The sequence below is a fragment of the Streptomyces decoyicus genome (genome assembly GCF_019880305.1).
GTDB lineage: Bacteria > Actinomycetota > Actinomycetes > Streptomycetales > Streptomycetaceae > Streptomyces > Streptomyces decoyicus.
On record NZ_CP082301.1, the window covers coordinates 3921207 to 3934995 of the forward strand.

The 13789-nt window shown below is 70.4% G+C and carries 15 protein-coding genes; 7 read left to right on the top strand and 8 right to left on the bottom strand.

Annotation, left to right across the window (positions count from 1 at the left end):
- Window positions 1-27: 27 nt before the first annotated feature.
- Window positions 28-486 carry an Lrp/AsnC family transcriptional regulator gene (locus K7C20_RS17115; RefSeq protein ID WP_030074599.1) on the bottom strand — a complete coding sequence of 153 codons (459 nt, stop codon included), beginning with the start codon at window positions 484-486 and terminating at the stop codon, window positions 28-30.
- A 119-nt stretch (window positions 487-605) separates the two neighbouring features.
- Here K7C20_RS17115 and K7C20_RS38995 point away from each other — a divergent pair, with 119 nt between their 5' ends.
- Window positions 606-740, top strand: coding sequence for a hypothetical protein (locus tag K7C20_RS38995; RefSeq protein ID WP_260639410.1), 135 nt, complete (start codon window positions 606-608; stop codon window positions 738-740).
- Here K7C20_RS38995 and K7C20_RS17120 read toward each other — a convergent pair.
- Complete coding sequence (locus K7C20_RS17120) at window positions 737-1471, bottom strand: UbiX family flavin prenyltransferase (RefSeq protein ID WP_030074597.1); 735 nt, start codon at window positions 1469-1471, stop codon at window positions 737-739. The genes K7C20_RS38995 and K7C20_RS17120 overlap by 4 nt on opposite strands.
- Window positions 1472-1587: 116 nt before the next feature.
- On the opposite strand from K7C20_RS17120, the gene K7C20_RS17125 reads away from it, so the two are divergent.
- Both K7C20_RS17125 and K7C20_RS39000 read left to right on the top strand, forming a co-directional pair.
- Window positions 1588-2181: a rhomboid family intramembrane serine protease gene (locus K7C20_RS17125; RefSeq protein ID WP_030074595.1), complete on the top strand. Its 594-nt coding sequence runs from the start codon at window positions 1588-1590 to the stop codon at window positions 2179-2181.
- A 109-nt stretch (window positions 2182-2290) separates the two neighbouring features.
- On the top strand, window positions 2291-2917 hold the full coding sequence (locus tag K7C20_RS39000; protein ID WP_030074593.1) for a DUF4870 domain-containing protein: 627 nt from the start codon (window positions 2291-2293) through the stop codon (window positions 2915-2917).
- Window positions 2918-3305: 388 nt separating this feature from the next.
- On the opposite strand, the gene mqnP is transcribed toward K7C20_RS39000, so the two are convergent.
- Window positions 3306-4208: a menaquinone biosynthesis prenyltransferase MqnP gene (gene mqnP, locus K7C20_RS17135; protein ID WP_030074591.1), complete on the bottom strand. Its 903-nt coding sequence runs from the start codon at window positions 4206-4208 to the stop codon at window positions 3306-3308.
- Complete coding sequence (locus K7C20_RS17140) at window positions 4205-5659, bottom strand: menaquinone biosynthesis decarboxylase (RefSeq protein ID WP_053209524.1); 1455 nt, start codon at window positions 5657-5659, stop codon at window positions 4205-4207. Before K7C20_RS17140 ends, mqnP begins: the two co-directional genes overlap by 4 nt.
- An 88-nt stretch (window positions 5660-5747) precedes the next feature.
- On the opposite strand from K7C20_RS17140, the gene K7C20_RS17145 reads away from it, so the two are divergent.
- Together K7C20_RS17145 and K7C20_RS17150 are read left to right on the top strand one after the other, a co-directional pair.
- Window positions 5748-6194 (top strand): PLD nuclease N-terminal domain-containing protein, encoded by a 447-nt coding sequence (locus tag K7C20_RS17145; protein ID WP_030074586.1) that lies wholly within the window; start codon window positions 5748-5750, stop codon window positions 6192-6194.
- A 272-nt stretch (window positions 6195-6466) separates the two neighbouring features.
- Complete coding sequence (locus tag K7C20_RS17150) at window positions 6467-7012, top strand: nucleoside deaminase (RefSeq protein WP_078953307.1); 546 nt, start codon at window positions 6467-6469, stop codon at window positions 7010-7012.
- Window positions 7013-7100: 88 nt separating this feature from the next.
- On the opposite strand, the gene K7C20_RS17155 is transcribed toward K7C20_RS17150, so the two are convergent.
- Entirely contained in the window at window positions 7101-7421 is a 321-nt protein-coding gene (locus K7C20_RS17155) for a hypothetical protein (protein ID WP_030074582.1), read from the bottom strand.
- A 158-nt stretch (window positions 7422-7579) separates the two neighbouring features.
- Here K7C20_RS17155 and K7C20_RS17160 point away from each other — a divergent pair, with 158 nt between their 5' ends.
- Together K7C20_RS17160 and K7C20_RS17165 are read left to right on the top strand one after the other, a co-directional pair.
- Window positions 7580-8248, top strand: coding sequence for a DUF4291 domain-containing protein (locus K7C20_RS17160; RefSeq protein ID WP_078953308.1), 669 nt, complete (start codon window positions 7580-7582; stop codon window positions 8246-8248).
- A gap of 214 nt (window positions 8249-8462) precedes the next feature.
- Complete coding sequence (locus K7C20_RS17165) at window positions 8463-9890, top strand: alkaline phosphatase family protein (RefSeq protein WP_053209525.1); 1428 nt, start codon at window positions 8463-8465, stop codon at window positions 9888-9890.
- Window positions 9891-10072: 182 nt separating this feature from the next.
- Here K7C20_RS17165 and ccsB read toward each other — a convergent pair whose 3' ends face one another.
- The 3 genes from ccsB to K7C20_RS17180 are packed head-to-tail and all read right to left on the bottom strand — an operon-like array spanning window position 10073 to window position 13785.
- Window positions 10073-11161 (bottom strand): c-type cytochrome biogenesis protein CcsB, encoded by a 1089-nt coding sequence (gene ccsB / locus K7C20_RS17170; RefSeq protein WP_030074576.1) that lies wholly within the window; start codon window positions 11159-11161, stop codon window positions 10073-10075.
- Window positions 11158-13020 carry a cytochrome c biogenesis protein ResB gene (resB, locus tag K7C20_RS17175; protein WP_053209526.1) on the bottom strand — a complete coding sequence of 621 codons (1863 nt, stop codon included), beginning with the start codon at window positions 13018-13020 and terminating at the stop codon, window positions 11158-11160. The genes ccsB and resB overlap by 4 nt, the downstream gene beginning before the upstream one ends.
- A gap of 3 nt (window positions 13021-13023) precedes the next feature.
- Window positions 13024-13785 (bottom strand): cytochrome c biogenesis CcdA family protein, encoded by a 762-nt coding sequence (locus K7C20_RS17180; RefSeq protein WP_030074573.1) that lies wholly within the window; start codon window positions 13783-13785, stop codon window positions 13024-13026.
- Window positions 13786-13789: the final 4 nt, after the last annotated feature.

A 13789-nucleotide genomic window follows, 5' to 3' on the forward strand; every position in this document is an offset into this window, starting at 1 on the left:
TCCGGTGTGTCCCGCCGGTGCCGGGGCCTACTCGGCCTCCTCGGGCAGTTCGCCGACGCGGTTCTCCCACTTGGTGGAGAGCACGATCGTGGTGCGTGTACGGGAGACGCCCTTGGTGCCGGACAGCCGCCGGATGGTGCGCTCCAGCCCGTCCACGTCGCCCACCCGCACCTTGAGCATGTACGAGTCGTCGCCGGCGATGAACCAGGCGTCCTCGATCTCGGCGAGGTCGCGCAGCCGGCGAGCGACGTCCTCGTGGTCGGCCGCGTCCGACAGGGAGATGCCGACCAGTGCGGTGACGCCGAGACCGAGCGATGCGGCGTCGACCGTCGCGCGGTACCCGGTGATCACACCGGCCGCTTCGAGGCGGTTGATCCGGTCCGTGACGCTGGGCCCGGAGAGGCCGACGAGCCGCCCGAGCTCCGCGTACGAGGCCCGGCCGTTCTCGCGAAGTGCCTGGATGAGCTGCCTATCCACCGCGTCCATGCCCTCAAGCCTTCCAATCTTTACGCATTTTCGGGTTCTGCATGTAGAATCTAAGGCACACAGGGTCCATACCCTGCGAATCTTTCAGACGATCAAAGACGATCTCAGGAGTTGTCACCGTGTACTCGATCGAGATGGCCTACGCCCGCATGCGCGAGCTTCAGGACCAGGCCAATCGTTCACGTGCCCACCGGGCCGCGGCACCGCGGACCCGCCGCCTCTTCGGCCGCGCCGCCGCAGCGAAGAAGCGCTAGCGAGCGTCCGGGGCCTCCTCCGCTTCGTTGTCCCTGGAGCCGCCCCGCAGCTCCCCCTCCCAGCGCCGGTACAGCCCGTGCGGCACCTCGGCCGCATCGAGCACCCGGCCGGCGACGAAGTCCACCAGGTCCTGGATGTGCGTCGCCCCCGCATAGAACGCCGGCGAGGCGGGCAGCACCACGGCGCCCGCCTCGTCCAGCGTCACCAGATGCTTCAGCGTCGGCCCGTTCAACGGGGTCTCGCGAACCGTGACCACCAGCCGCCGCCGCTCCTTGAGCGTCACGCTCGCCACCCGCTGCAGCAGATCCTTCGAGAGCCCGAGCGCCACCCCGGCCACACACGCCGTGCTCGCCGGGACGATCAGCATCCCCTTCACCGGATACGAACCCGACGAGGGCCCGGCCGCCAGATCCCCCGCCGGCCAGTACCGCACATCCGCCAGGTCCGCCTCCGTCACCGGAAACGTCGACGGCTTGCCATCAGCTCCGCGCGCCAGCCATTCCCGCAGGTCGGCGCGCCAATGGGCGTCCCGGAAGGCAATGCCGGTCTCGTCCAGCAGGGTCAGCCGCGACGCCCGGCTGACGATCAGATCCACCGCCTCCCCGGCGGCGAGCAGCCCGCGCAATACGGACGCGGCATACGGCGTCCCGGACGCGCCGGAGATCCCCACGACCCACGGACGGCGTCGGCCGGGGCCCTGCTTACTGGTGTCGATGTGCGGCGGCTCCACGCATCGAGCCTATCCGGCGGAACCACGGACCCCATCACGGCCGTTCTTACCTGTGCGCCCCTCGCGGAGCACCGCCGAGGGCCGCCCCACCGGGGACGAGAAAGGGACGGCCGCAGATGACATCACGCGCGAAGCCCGCGATCTGCCTGATGCTGGGCTGGGGCGCGCTGCTCTGGCTGCTGGAGGGCGTCGACTTCGCCACCGGCGGCTCGCTGGACACCTTCGGCATCCAGCCGCGCGAGCCCGCCGAGCTGGTCGATGTGGTGCCCGCCGCCTTCCTGCACTTCGGCTTCGGCCATCTCGCCGCGAACACCCTGCCGTTGCTGCTCCTCGGCTTTGTGGCCGCGCTGCGCAGCGGGGTGCACCGGCTGCTCGCCGTGGTCCTGCTGATCATCCTCGCCAGCGGGCTGGGCGTATGGTTCACGGCCGCGCCGGACAGCAACACCGCGGGCGCCTCCGGTGTCGTCTTCGGCCTCTTCGGCTATCTGCTGGTGCGCGGCTTCATCGAGCGCAAGCTCCTCGATATCGGCATCGGCCTGGTCGTCGGCGTGCTGTACGGCTCGATCCTGTGGGGCGCGCTGCCGACCGACAGCGGGATCAGCTGGCAGGGGCATCTGTTCGGGCTGATAGGCGGGGTGCTGGCGGCCTTCGCCTTCCGGGAGCGCCCGCGCAGCGGTCCGACCGGCGCCGGTGTCGGACCCGTCACGTAGCCTCAAGACGAACGGGAGCCGCGGGGTCGCGCGCACTGCCTCGCAGCGCGCGCGGCGACGGGCGCAGTACGCAGTACATAGTGCGCAGTACATACGGGGTGAGCAGAGCATGTCCGACTACCACCAGCCCGGTTACGGACCACCGGCCGGCGGACCACAGCAGCCGTACGGACCTCCGCAGCAACAGCCGTACGGGACTCCGCAGCAGGCCTGGCCCGGCGGCACGCCCGGCGGCGGCTACGGCTACCCCGGCACGCAGCAGCCCGGCCCCGGTTACGGCACCCAGCCGCCCGCGCCCCCGACCGGCACCGCGATGTGGGCCCACCTCGGCGCCCTGCTGACCATGACCGCGGGCACGATGATGTGCTGCGGCCTCGGCGCCTTCCTCGGCTGGATCTTCCCGCTGTCCCTCCGCGGCAACGACCGCCACAAACACGACCCGTACATCCGCCACCACGCCACCCAGGCCGTGAACTTCGGCATCACCCAGGCGATCATGGCGGCCCTCGGGGTGGTGCTGTACGTCGCCAGCGCCTTCATCTTCGCCGCGGCCGCCACGACGGACGCCCAGCGCAACAGCTCCGGCCTGGCGGTCCCGCTGCTCACCGTGATCGGCATCTTCGGCAGCTACGCCCTGTCCGGCGTGATCTGCGCCGTCATCGGCACGGTCAAGGCGACCCGCGGCGAACTGTGGACCTACCCGCGACTGATCGCCTGGCCCCTCAGCAAGGGCTGACACCACCAAGCGCCGCCGCCACCACCGCCCGCCAGGAACTGATTACTCTCCGTAATCGTTGCCGGAACAAAAGGAGGCAGCACACAAGGCCCCCCACACCCAGACAACCGACACCCCCAAAGCCTCCACAGCCGCACGAAAGCCTCCGCAGCCGTACGCCCGACGGACCGCAAGACCCGCCCAGCCCCACGGCCGCCAGACCGCAAGACCCGCCCAGCCCACGGCGACAGGCCACACAGCAACCGCCAGTCCACGCAGCCGTCGGACGCCGAGCCACACAGCGCCCGTCAGCCCGCCCCACCGGACCCGTCCACCCGCCAGCCCGCCCACCGGACCCGTCCACCCGCCAGCCCGCCCACCGACCCCGCGTGAGGCCCGTAAAGCCCCGTCAGACCGTCAGCCCGCGCACCAGCAGATCCAGCAGCGCGCAGACGAAGAGCGCGATCCCGATGAAACCGTTGACCTGGAAGAAGGCCCGGTTCAGCCGGGTCAGGTCGTGCGGCTTCACGATCCTGTGCTCGTACAGGAAGGCCACGGCCACGATCGCCAGGCCCAGCCAGAAGAACACGCCCGCGCCGGTCGCGAGCGCGTACCAGGCGAAGAGCGCCGTCGTGACGAGGTGACAGCCGCGCGCCCCCCAGATCGCGGCCGGGATGCCGAACCGGGCCGGCACCGACTTCACACCGACCTCACGGTCCGTCTCCACGTCCTGGCAGGCGTAGATCAGGTCGAAGCCGCCGATCCAGATGCCGACCGCGAGGCCGAGGATCACCGCCTCCCAGGACCAGGAGTTGGTGATCGCGAGCCAGGCGCCGATGGGGCCCATCGCCTGGGCGAGGCCGAGGATCGCCTGCGGGAAGTTCGTGAAGCGCTTGCCGTACGGATAGACCACCATCGGCACCACCGCGAGGGGCGCGAGCGCCAGGCACAGGGGGTTCAGCAGCGCTGCCGCGCCCAGGAAGACGACGAGCGCGATCAGCGCGCCCGTCCACGCCGACTTCACCGAGACCGCGCCGGTGACCAGTTCCCGGTGCGCGGTGCGCGGGTTACGGGCATCGATCTCACGGTCGATGATCCGGTTCGCGGCCATCGCGAAGGTGCGCAGGCCGACCATGGCGATGGTGACGAGGAGCAGCCGGCCCCAGTGGATGTGCCGGTCCCACTGGTACATCGCGGTCAGGGAGGCGATGTAGGCGAAGGGCAGCGCGAAGACCGAGTGCTCGATCATCACGAGGCGCAGAAAGGCCTTGGTGCGGCCCGGCTGCGGGACCGCTGCGGATGCGCTGCTCACGAGAGTCCGTACTCCTTCCAGCGGCGGTCGACCATCGCCGCCGTCCGCGGGTCGGACTCGACCATGTGGGGCCAGCCGCCGTCGCGCGTATAGCCCTCCTCGGGCCACTTCTCCGTCGCGTCGATGCCCGCCTTGCCGCCCCAGAACTGCTGGTAGGAGGCGTGGTCGAGATGGTCGACGGGGCCTTCGACGACGGTGAGGTCACGGGCGTAGTCGGTGTTGCCCAGCGCCCGCCAGGAGACCTCGTGGAGGTTGTGCACATCGCAGTCCGCGTCCACGACCACGATCAGCTTGGTCAGCGACATCATGTGCGCGCCCCAGATGGCGTGCATAACCTTTTGTGCGTGTTTGGGGTACTTCTTGTCGATCGAGACGATCGCGCAGTTGTGGAAGCCGCCGGACTCGGGGAGGTGGTAGTCCACGATGTCCGGGACGATGATCTTGAGCAGGGGGAGGAAGAAGCGCTCCGTCGCGCGGCCGAGCGGCCCGTCCTCCGTCGGCGGGCGACCGACGACGATCGACTGGAGCAGCGGCCGCTTACGCATCGTCACACAGTCGATGGTCAGCGCCGGGAACGGCTCCTGCGGCGTGTAGAAGCCGGTGTGGTCGCCGAACGGGCCCTCGGGCAGCATCTCGCCGGGCTCCAGCCAGCCCTCGATGACGACCTCGGCGTGCGCCGGGACCTGGAGCGGGACGGTCTTGCAGTCGACCATCTCGATCCGCTTGCCCTGGAGGAAGCCCGCGAAGAGGTACTCGTCGATGTCGCCGGGCAGCGGCGCGGTCGACGCGTACGTCACGGCCGGCGGGCAGCCGAAGGCGATGGCGACCGGCAGCTTCTCCCCGCGCTTGGCGGCGACCTGGTAGTGGTTGCGGCTGTCCTTGTGGATCTGCCAGTGCATGCCGATGGTGCGCTTGTCGTGGCGCTGGAGGCGGTAGAGGCCCAGGTTGCGCACGCCGGTCTCGGGGTGCTTGGTGTGCGTCAGGCCCAGGTTGAAGAAGGAGCCGCCGTCCTCGGGCCAGGTGAACAGCGCGGGGAGCTGGTCGAGATCGACGTCGTCGCCCTGGAGCACGACCTCCTGGACGGGGGCTTCCTTGACCTTCTTGGGCGGGACGTGCGCCATGCCGGCGAGCTTTCCGAACGCCTCGCGTACGCCGACGAAGCCCTGCGGCAGCTCCGGCTTGAGCAGTCCGCCGATCTTCCCGCTGATGTCCTCGTACGCCTTGAGGCCCAGCGCCTTCAGCAGCCGGCGGTCGGTGCCGTAGACGTTCATGGCGAGCGGCATCGCCGAGCCCTTGACGTTCTCGAAGAGCAGCGCCGGGCCACCGGACTTCTGCACCCGGTCCACGATCTCGCCGACTTCCAGATACGGATCGACCTCGGCCTTGATGCGCTTGAGGTCGCCTTCCCGCTCCAGTGCACGCAGGAACGAGCGAAGATCGTCGTAAGCCATGCCTTCCAGTATCGGGTACGCACTACCCTGGACGGGTCACCGGGCCCCGGCGAGGGCCCGCCGCCGTGTGCAGGGGGCGCGTTCCGCAATGCTCAGGTATCTGCCGTTCCTCTTGGTGCTGGCACTGTGGATCTACGCGTTCATCGACTGCCTGAACACTCCCGAATCACAGGTGCGCGGACTGCCCAAGGTGATCTGGGTGATCATCATCCTGCTCTTCGGCGAGGTGCTGGTCGGCCCGGTCGCCTGGCTGGTCGCGGGCAAGCAGCGCCGACCGGTGACGGGAGACGGCTCCACCCCCTCGCAATGGCACCGCAACCACCGCACGAAGTTCGTCGCGCCCGACGACAATCCCGAGTTCCTCGCGTCCCTCAAGAGCGAGAACGGCGGGAACAACGGCAACAACAAGGACGAGGCGCTGCTCAAGGACTGGGAGGCGGACCTGCGCCGCCGCGAGGAGGAGCTGCGGCGCACCGAGGGCAAGAAGGACGAGACGAACGGCCCGGACGACCCCCAGCCGCCCGCGAAGGGGTAGAAGTTCCTCCCGCCGCGTCGTCGAGCACCGCGACGTCGACGGTCACGGCGGCGGCCGTCACGACGACCGGTCATGACGTCGATCGGTCACAACGACGCCCCGCCACGGCGTCGACGGGTCACGACGTCGACCCGCCACCACGACGACCGGTCACGACGACGACCCGAACCACGACGTCAGCCCGTTGGAACCCACGGTGGCGGTCCGTCGGGACCCACGGCGGCGGTCCGTCGGAACCCGCGGCGGCGGTCGCCCCGGCGTACGGTGAGCGCATGGACCGTACGCAGGACTGGGGGCAGGACCGCGACGAACTCCGGCTGCACGGCCACGTCGACGGCCACAGCGACCGGGTCGGCCACCCCGACCATGTGCAGGAACAGGCCCGCGCCATGCTGGCGACAGCGATCGCCGAGGCGCGCACCGGACTCGCCGAAGGCGGCATCCCGATCGGCGCGGCCCTCTACGGCCCCGACGGCGCCCTCCTCGGCCGCGGCCACAACCGCCGCGTCCAGGACGACGACCCCACCATGCACGCCGAAACCGCGGCCTTCCGCGCCGCCGGCCGCCGGCGCACCTACCGCGGCACGACCATGGTCACCACCCTCTCCCCCTGCTGGTACTGCAGCGGCCTGGTCCGCCAGTTCGGCATCTCGCGGGTCGTGATCGGCGAGGCGCGGACCTTCCACGGCGGTCACGACTGGCTGGCCCGGCACGGCGTACGGATCGTGCTGCTGGACGACCCCGAGTGCGCGGCGATGATGCGGGACTTCATCGGGGAGCGGCCGGAGCTCTGGCAGGAGGACACCGGGGGCGAGTGAGGGCACCGATGGCGAGTGAGGGCACCGGGCAGCCCCGCCCCGGCGCACTCTTCAGTGGTCCCGGTGGCAGGCTCCACGGGCAGGGTGATCAGTCAGGAAGCCTGCACTTCTCGAGCGCGGTGTCCCAGTCCCAGGGTTGGCCGTCCACGTGGGTCCGCGTCCAGCCGCCGCGGACCTCGCCGAGCGGATGGCCGGGCATCCGGATCTCCAGGCGCCGCTCGTCGTCGGTGAGGAGCAGGTAGGCCCAGCGGCCTTCGCCGCGGTAGCAGGTGGTGGCCGGCGCGAAGGACACCACGGCGACACCGCTCTCGGCGAGGTCCTTGATGAAGACGGCGATGTTCCGGGTTGCCTGCTGCTTCGTGGCGCCGTAGGCGTCGGGCACGGGCCCGTGGCGGGAAGGGGGAGGCATTCCTCCAAGTCTGGCGGTGCGGGCGGCCGCAGTCAGGCGTTCGGGAACAAACGTGCCCCTCCTGCGCTTCGTGGCCTGCCCACGGCGCCGCCCGTGCGCACACCCTCCGTACGCAATTCGCTGGCCCCCGCCCCCGCCATCCACCAGGATGACCAGCCATGAGCACCAGCCCGGACGCCCCCGTACAGGCCGCGCACGCCCCTGTACAGGCCACGCACGCCCCCGTACACCCCGCCGAACCGCACCGTCGCATCCGCGCCCTGCACACCGACGAGACCGTCACCGTCTACCAGGCGTACTCCCCGGCGCTGGGCGTTCCGGCCGCGCGGGACGGGCGGTTCCCGGTGGCGTGGAAGCGGGAGCGGATGACATGGATCAAGCCGTCGTTCCTGTGGATGATGTACCGCTGCGGCTGGAGCGCCAAGGCCGACCAGGAGACCGTGCTCGCCGTCGAGATCGACCGGGGCGGCTTCGACTGGGCGCTGCGGAGCGCCTGTCTGTCGCACTACGACCCGGACGAGCATCCCGACCGCGGGGCCTGGCAGCGGCAGTTGAAGGGGGCGCCGGCGCGGGTGCAGTGGGACCCGGAGCGCGATCTGCGGCTTCAGGCGCTGCCGTACCGGTCGCTCCAGCTGGGGCTGGCGGGGGAGGCGTCGCGCCGGTACGCCGACGAGTGGACGGTGGCCATCACGGATGTCACCCCGCTCGCCCACGAGATCCATGCGCTGGTGCGTGCCGGGGACACCGCGGCGGCCGCCGCTCTGCTGCCCGAGGAGCGCCCCTACCCGGCACCCGAGGGAACTCCGGGCCTCGGCCGCGTGTCCTGACGTACCTTCGCAAACGCGTAATTCCGGCCACCGCGGGGTCCGCGGCGCACTGCTTCGCGTGACGTACGGGACGTAGGGGTCTTTGGCCAACTGCAGGCCGTTCACAGCCAATTGGTGCATCGTTCAGCTACCTCCCCCTGCCCGGGAATGCCGGGCACCGCCACAGTCATGTCGGCCCACCGAGGGCTCACGCGACTCAGGGAGAGTGGCACATATGCCCGACATGACCCGACGAAGACTCCTCGGCTCCACGGCCGGCGTGGTCGGCGGCGCCGCCGCGCTGTCGCTGCTGCCGCCCAGCGTGCAAAAGGCCGTCGCCGCCGGACCCGCACGTCACGGCTCACTGCACGACATCGAGCACGTCGTGATGCTGATGCAGGAGAACCGCTCGTTCGACCACTACTTCGGCACCCTGCGCGGCGTCCGCGGCTTCGCAGACCCGGACGCGCTGACGCTGCCGGACGGCCGGTCGGTCTTCCACCAGCCGGACGCGCAGAACCCGGACGGCTATCTGCTGCCGTTCCGCCTCGACACGCACACCACCAGCGCCCAGGCCATCCCCTCCACCAGCCACGCCTGGTCCGTGCAGCACGAGGCGTGGAACGGCGGGAAGATGGACCGCTGGCTGCCCGCGCACCGCAAGGCCGACGGCGTCAACGGTCCGTATGTGATGGGCTATCACACACGGGACGACATCCCGTTCCAGTTCGCCCTCGCCGAGGCGTTCACGCTGTGCGACAACTACTTCTGCTCGGTCTTCGGGCCGACCTGGCCGAACCGGCTGTACTGGATGACCGGCACCCTCGACCCGGGCGGCACCCGGGGCGGCCCGGTGCTGAACAACACCGCGCCCAAGCCGTACCGCTGGACGACCTACGCCGAGCGGCTGGAGGCGGCCGGCATCAGCTGGCGGGTGTACCAGGAGGAGGACGACTACGGCTGCAACCTCCTGGAGCAGTTCCAGACGTTCCGGGACGCCAAGCCGGGCGATCCGCTCCACGAGCGCGGGATGGTGCCGCAGCCGGCCGGCACCTTCGAGGACGACGCCCGCAATGACCGGCTGCCGGCCGTCTCCTGGCTGATCCCCACCAGCCACCAGTCCGAGCACCCGGACTATCTGCCGGCCGCCGGCGCGGACTACGTCGCAAAGAAGATCGAGGCGATCGCGTCCAATCCGAGGGTGTGGGCCAAGACCGTCTTCATCCTCAATTACGACGAGAACGACGGCCTCTTCGACCATGTGCCGCCGCCGGTGCCGCCCCCGGGGACGAAGGACGAGTTCGTCCGGGGCCTGCCGATCGGCGGCGGCTTCCGCGTGCCGTGTCTGATCATCTCGCCGTGGACGGTGGGCGGCTGGGCCGCCGGTGACCCCTTCGACCACACCTCGGTGCTCCAGTTCCTGGAGCGCTGGACGGGCGTGGAGGAACCGAACATCAGCGACTGGCGGCGGGCGGCCTTCGGCGATCTGACGTCCGCGTTCGGCTTCCGCCACCGGGCGCGCCGCCCGCCGCGGCTGCCCCGCGACACCGCCGAGCAGCTGGTCGAGGCGCAGTGGGAGGTGGCTCATCTGCCGAAGCCGACGCTGCCGGGCGCGGGACAGCGGCCACCGCGCCAGGAGCGCGGCCGGCGCAGGCGGCGCTAGGAGGCACTCACCCCCAGGGCCCCGGGCCGCGCACGGCACCTCTCCGTTCCCCCTCCGTAAAACGACGGTGCCGTACGGGCCGGCCTCGCGAGGAGGCGTCCCGTACGGCACCGCGGGGTGTGCGGATCCGACTGCGGCGTTCGGACTGCGGCGTTCGGACTGCGGCAATCAGGCTCCGGCGATCAGACTCCGGCGTAGGAGTGCAGACCCGTCACGAAGATGTTCACGCCGTAGTAGTTGATCAGGTAGCAGACGAACCCGATCAGGCCCAGCCAGGCGGCCCGGCGGCCCTTCCAGCCGGCCGTGGCGCGGGCGTGCAGATAGGTGGCGTAGGCGACCCAGGTGATGAAGGCCCAGACCTCCTTGGGGTCCCAGCCCCAGTAGCGGCCCCATGCGGCCTCGGCCCAGATGGAGCCCGCGATGATGGTGAACGTCCACAGCGGGAAGATGGTGGCGTTGACGCGGTAGGAGAACTTGTCCAGCGAGGCGGCCGAGGGCAGCCGCTCCAGCACGGACGAGGCGAACGCGCCGGGCTGCTTGCCCTTCGGGGCGGCGAGCTTGGCCTCGTACGAGTCGCGGAAGAGGAAGAGCAGCGCGGAGACGGCACCGAGGTAGAGCGCCGCGCCGGAGATGATCGCGCAGCTGACGTGGATCCACAGCCAGTAGGAGTGCAGCGCGGGCACCAGCTGGTCGCTGGCGGTGTAGAGCACCGAGACGGCCAGCCCGAGGTCGAGCAGGACGGTGGTGACCAGGGGCAGCCCGATCCAGCGGACGTTCTTCTTGAGCGCGAGCAGCAGCAGGTAGAGGCCCACCGCGACCGAGGCGAAGGTCGTGGAGAACTCGTACATGTTGCCCCAGGGGGCACGTTCCACGGACAGGGCGCGGGTGACGACGCCGCCCACGTGCAGCGCCCAGGACAGGACGGTCAGCGAGATGGCGATCCGCCCGTAGAGGTCGCCCTTCTCGGTGCCGCCCGCGGCGCCCGGCCCGTCGGGGACGTCACGGCTGCCGGCGACGGGCTTGGTGATGACCTCGGGCCGTTCCAGGACGGCCGTTCCCCCCTGCTGCTGGGCTTTGTGCACGGAGACCGTCGCGGTCGCCTTGGCCTGTGCGGTCAGGGCGGCGGCGGTGCGGCCGACCTTGCTGCGGCTGCCGAACACCCACTCGGCCATGTGCGCGAGGAAGGCGAGCGTATAGACCGCCATCGCCGAATAGACCAGCAGGTTGCTGTTGTGCGCCAGTGTCTCGTTGGCTGCGGCAGCGATGTTCACGCGCGCGCTCCTTCGGAGGGGTCAGCAGGTCCGTCAGAGTCAGTGGGCTCCGCGGGGTCTTCGGTGTCGGGGGCGGGTCCGGGGTCCGGCTCGGGCGGGGAGCCGGGTTCCGTGCCGGGTTCCGTGCCGGGTTCGGCGTCCGGAGCCGGCGGGGCGTCGGGCAGCAGTGCTCCGGCGAGACCGGCGAGTTCCTCCGGCAGCCGGGCCGACTCGCTGCGGCCGAGGCCGGCCATCTCGACGACGGTGACGCCGTCGGCGCCCTTCTCCGCCCGGACCCACACCCGGCGGCGCTGGATGAACAGCGAGCCGGCCAGGCCCAGGAGGGCGGCGGCCGCGCCGGTCAGCGCGAGGCCGTTGCCGGGCTGGTGGGAGACCTTGAAGCTGGCCCAGCTCTTGACGCCCTCGAAGGTGATGGAGCCCTCGCCGTTGGGCAGCTTCATCGTGGTCTGTTCTTCGGCGGCGCGTACGGCCGCCTTGTTCTTGGAGCCGGCGTGCCGCTCCACGCGGTCCTTGGGCAGCAGCATCTTCTTGAGGATGCCGCCCTTGCTGTCCTGGTACTTCTTGAGGCGCTTGGTGTCCAGCTTGTAGACGCTCTGCGGCAGGCCGGAGTCCAGCCCCAGGTCTCCGTGGTACGCGTTCACCGAGAGCACGGGGAAGTCCAGCGCGGGGAACTGCGAGAACATCGAGCCGGTGCCGCGCCCGCCGAACGTCGGGACGAACATGGCCTGGAAGCCGAGCTGGTTGCGCTTGCCGTCCTTGGTCTGCGCGCCGGGCACCTTCACCACACCGGTCGAGGTGAGGTTCTTCGGGTCCGCGGGCAGGAAGGCCGTCGCGCCGTGGAAGACGGTCTTGCCGCGGCCGTCCTTGACGGTGACGACGGGCGAGTAGCCGTGCGAGAGCAGGAAGACCTTGTTGCCGGCGATGTCGAGGGGGGTGTTGACCTCGATGGCACTGTGGTGCTGTTTGCCGTCCGCACCCAGGAAGTAGGAGATCTGCGCCCGGTAGGTGCGCGGGGTGCCCCGCTGGGGCCCGGTCCGCTCGTACGTCGCGTCGAAGCGGTGGAGCTTGAAGCCGAACGGCTCCATGTCGTCGGTGTCGTAGAACGGTCCCGACTTGAACTCGTCGTACTGGGTGAGGCTGTTGGAGAAGCCGTCGCCCTCGGTGACCAGCTTGTTGCCCTCGGACTTCCACAGGCCGCCGACGGCGAAGGCCACCAGCATGACGATCAGCGCGACATGGAAGACGAGGTTGCCGACCTCACGCAGATAGCCCTTCTCGGCGGCGACGGCGGAGCCGGCCCGGTGGGCGCGGAAGCGCCGCTTCTTCAGCAGCCGCTGGGCCGCACCGAGGATCTCGTCGGGCGCCGCGTCCGTGCGCCAGGTCGTGTACGCGGGCAGCCGGGTCAGCCGGCGCGGGGCGGCCGGCGGGCGGCGGCGGAGCTGTCCGACGAACTGCCAGCTGCGCGGCACGATGCAGCCGATCAGCGAGATGAACAGCAGCAGATAGATCGCCGAGAACCACACCGAGCTGTAGACGTGGAACATCCCGAGCTTGTCGTAGATGCCCGCGAGGGTGCTGTGATCGGCCTTGAACTGGTCGACCTTGGTCGGGTCGACGCTGGTCTGCGGGATCAGCGAGCCCGGGATCGCACCGATCGACAGCAGGAAGAGCAGCAGCAGCGCCACCCGCATCGAGGTCAGCTGCCGCCAGAACCAGCGCACCCAGCCGAGGGGGCCGAGCGAGGGGAAGCTGACGTCTTCCGTGGGCGCGGTCGAGAGCTGGGATCCGGCCGTGCCGAGATCGCTGCCCGCGTCGGCCCCGGGGCCCGGGTCGCGGGGGGTGTCGGTCTTGGTGGACATCAATCAGATCCCAACGGTGGAGCTTTGCGTCCAGCTCTGGAGCTCGGACATCAGGCTGTCCCAGATGCCGGTGACGAGGAGGATGCCGAGCGCGACCATCATGCCGCCGCCGATCCGCATCACCCACAGATAGTGCCGTTTGACCCAGCCGAACGCGCCGAGCGCCCGGCGGAAGGCCAGCGCGACGCCGATGAAGGGCAGGCCCAGGCCCAGGCAGTACGCGACGGTGAGCAGGGCTCCGCGGCCGGCGCTGGCGTCGTAGTACGCGAGGGTGCTGACGGCGGCGAAGGTGGGGCCGAGGCAGGGGGTCCAGCCGACGCCGAAGAGCACTCCGAGCACCGGTGCGCCGGCCAGCCCCATGGCGGGCTTCATGTGGAAGCGCAGTTCGCGCTGTCCGAAGCGCTTGAGGACACCGGCGAACGCCAGCCCGAGCAGGATCATCAGCACGCCGAGGACCCGCGAGATGACGTCCTTGTGCTCCTGGAGGCTCTGGCCGAAGAACCCGAAGAGCGCGCCGCCGGAGACGAAGACGGCGGTGAAGCCGAGGACGAAGAGCGTGGCGCCGGCCAGCATCCGACCGCGCCGGGCCTCGCCGAGGTCGGTGCCCGTGACGCCGGTGACGTACGACATATAGCCCGGCACCAACGGCAGGACGCAGGGCGAGAAGAACGAGACGAGGCCGGCGAGGAGCGCGATGGGGACGGCGGCGAGGAGGGTGCCGCTGAGGACGGTCTGGTTTTCCGCGGCGGCGGCGAGCGCGATCACGTGA

Excerpts from the sequence above, each read along its gene's own strand:
- K7C20_RS17115 (WP_030074599.1), bottom strand. The coding sequence starts at position 486 with ATGGACGCGGTGGATAGGCAGCTCATCCAGGCACTTCGCGAGAACGGC.
- K7C20_RS17125 (WP_030074595.1), top strand. The coding sequence starts at position 1,588 with ATGACATCACGCGCGAAGCCCGCGATCTGCCTGATGCTGGGCTGGGGC.
- K7C20_RS39000 (WP_030074593.1), top strand. The coding sequence starts at position 2,291 with ATGTCCGACTACCACCAGCCCGGTTACGGACCACCGGCCGGCGGACCA.
- K7C20_RS17140 (WP_053209524.1), bottom strand. The coding sequence starts at position 5,659 with ATGGCTTACGACGATCTTCGCTCGTTCCTGCGTGCACTGGAGCGGGAA.
- K7C20_RS17145 (WP_030074586.1), top strand. The coding sequence starts at position 5,748 with ATGCTCAGGTATCTGCCGTTCCTCTTGGTGCTGGCACTGTGGATCTAC.
- K7C20_RS17150 (WP_078953307.1), top strand. The coding sequence starts at position 6,467 with ATGGACCGTACGCAGGACTGGGGGCAGGACCGCGACGAACTCCGGCTG.
- K7C20_RS17155 (WP_030074582.1), bottom strand. The coding sequence starts at position 7,421 with ATGCCTCCCCCTTCCCGCCACGGGCCCGTGCCCGACGCCTACGGCGCC.
- K7C20_RS17160 (WP_078953308.1), top strand. The coding sequence starts at position 7,580 with ATGAGCACCAGCCCGGACGCCCCCGTACAGGCCGCGCACGCCCCTGTA.
- K7C20_RS17165 (WP_053209525.1), top strand. The coding sequence starts at position 8,463 with ATGCCCGACATGACCCGACGAAGACTCCTCGGCTCCACGGCCGGCGTG.
- resB (WP_053209526.1), bottom strand. The coding sequence starts at position 13,020 with ATGTCCACCAAGACCGACACCCCCCGCGACCCGGGCCCCGGGGCCGAC.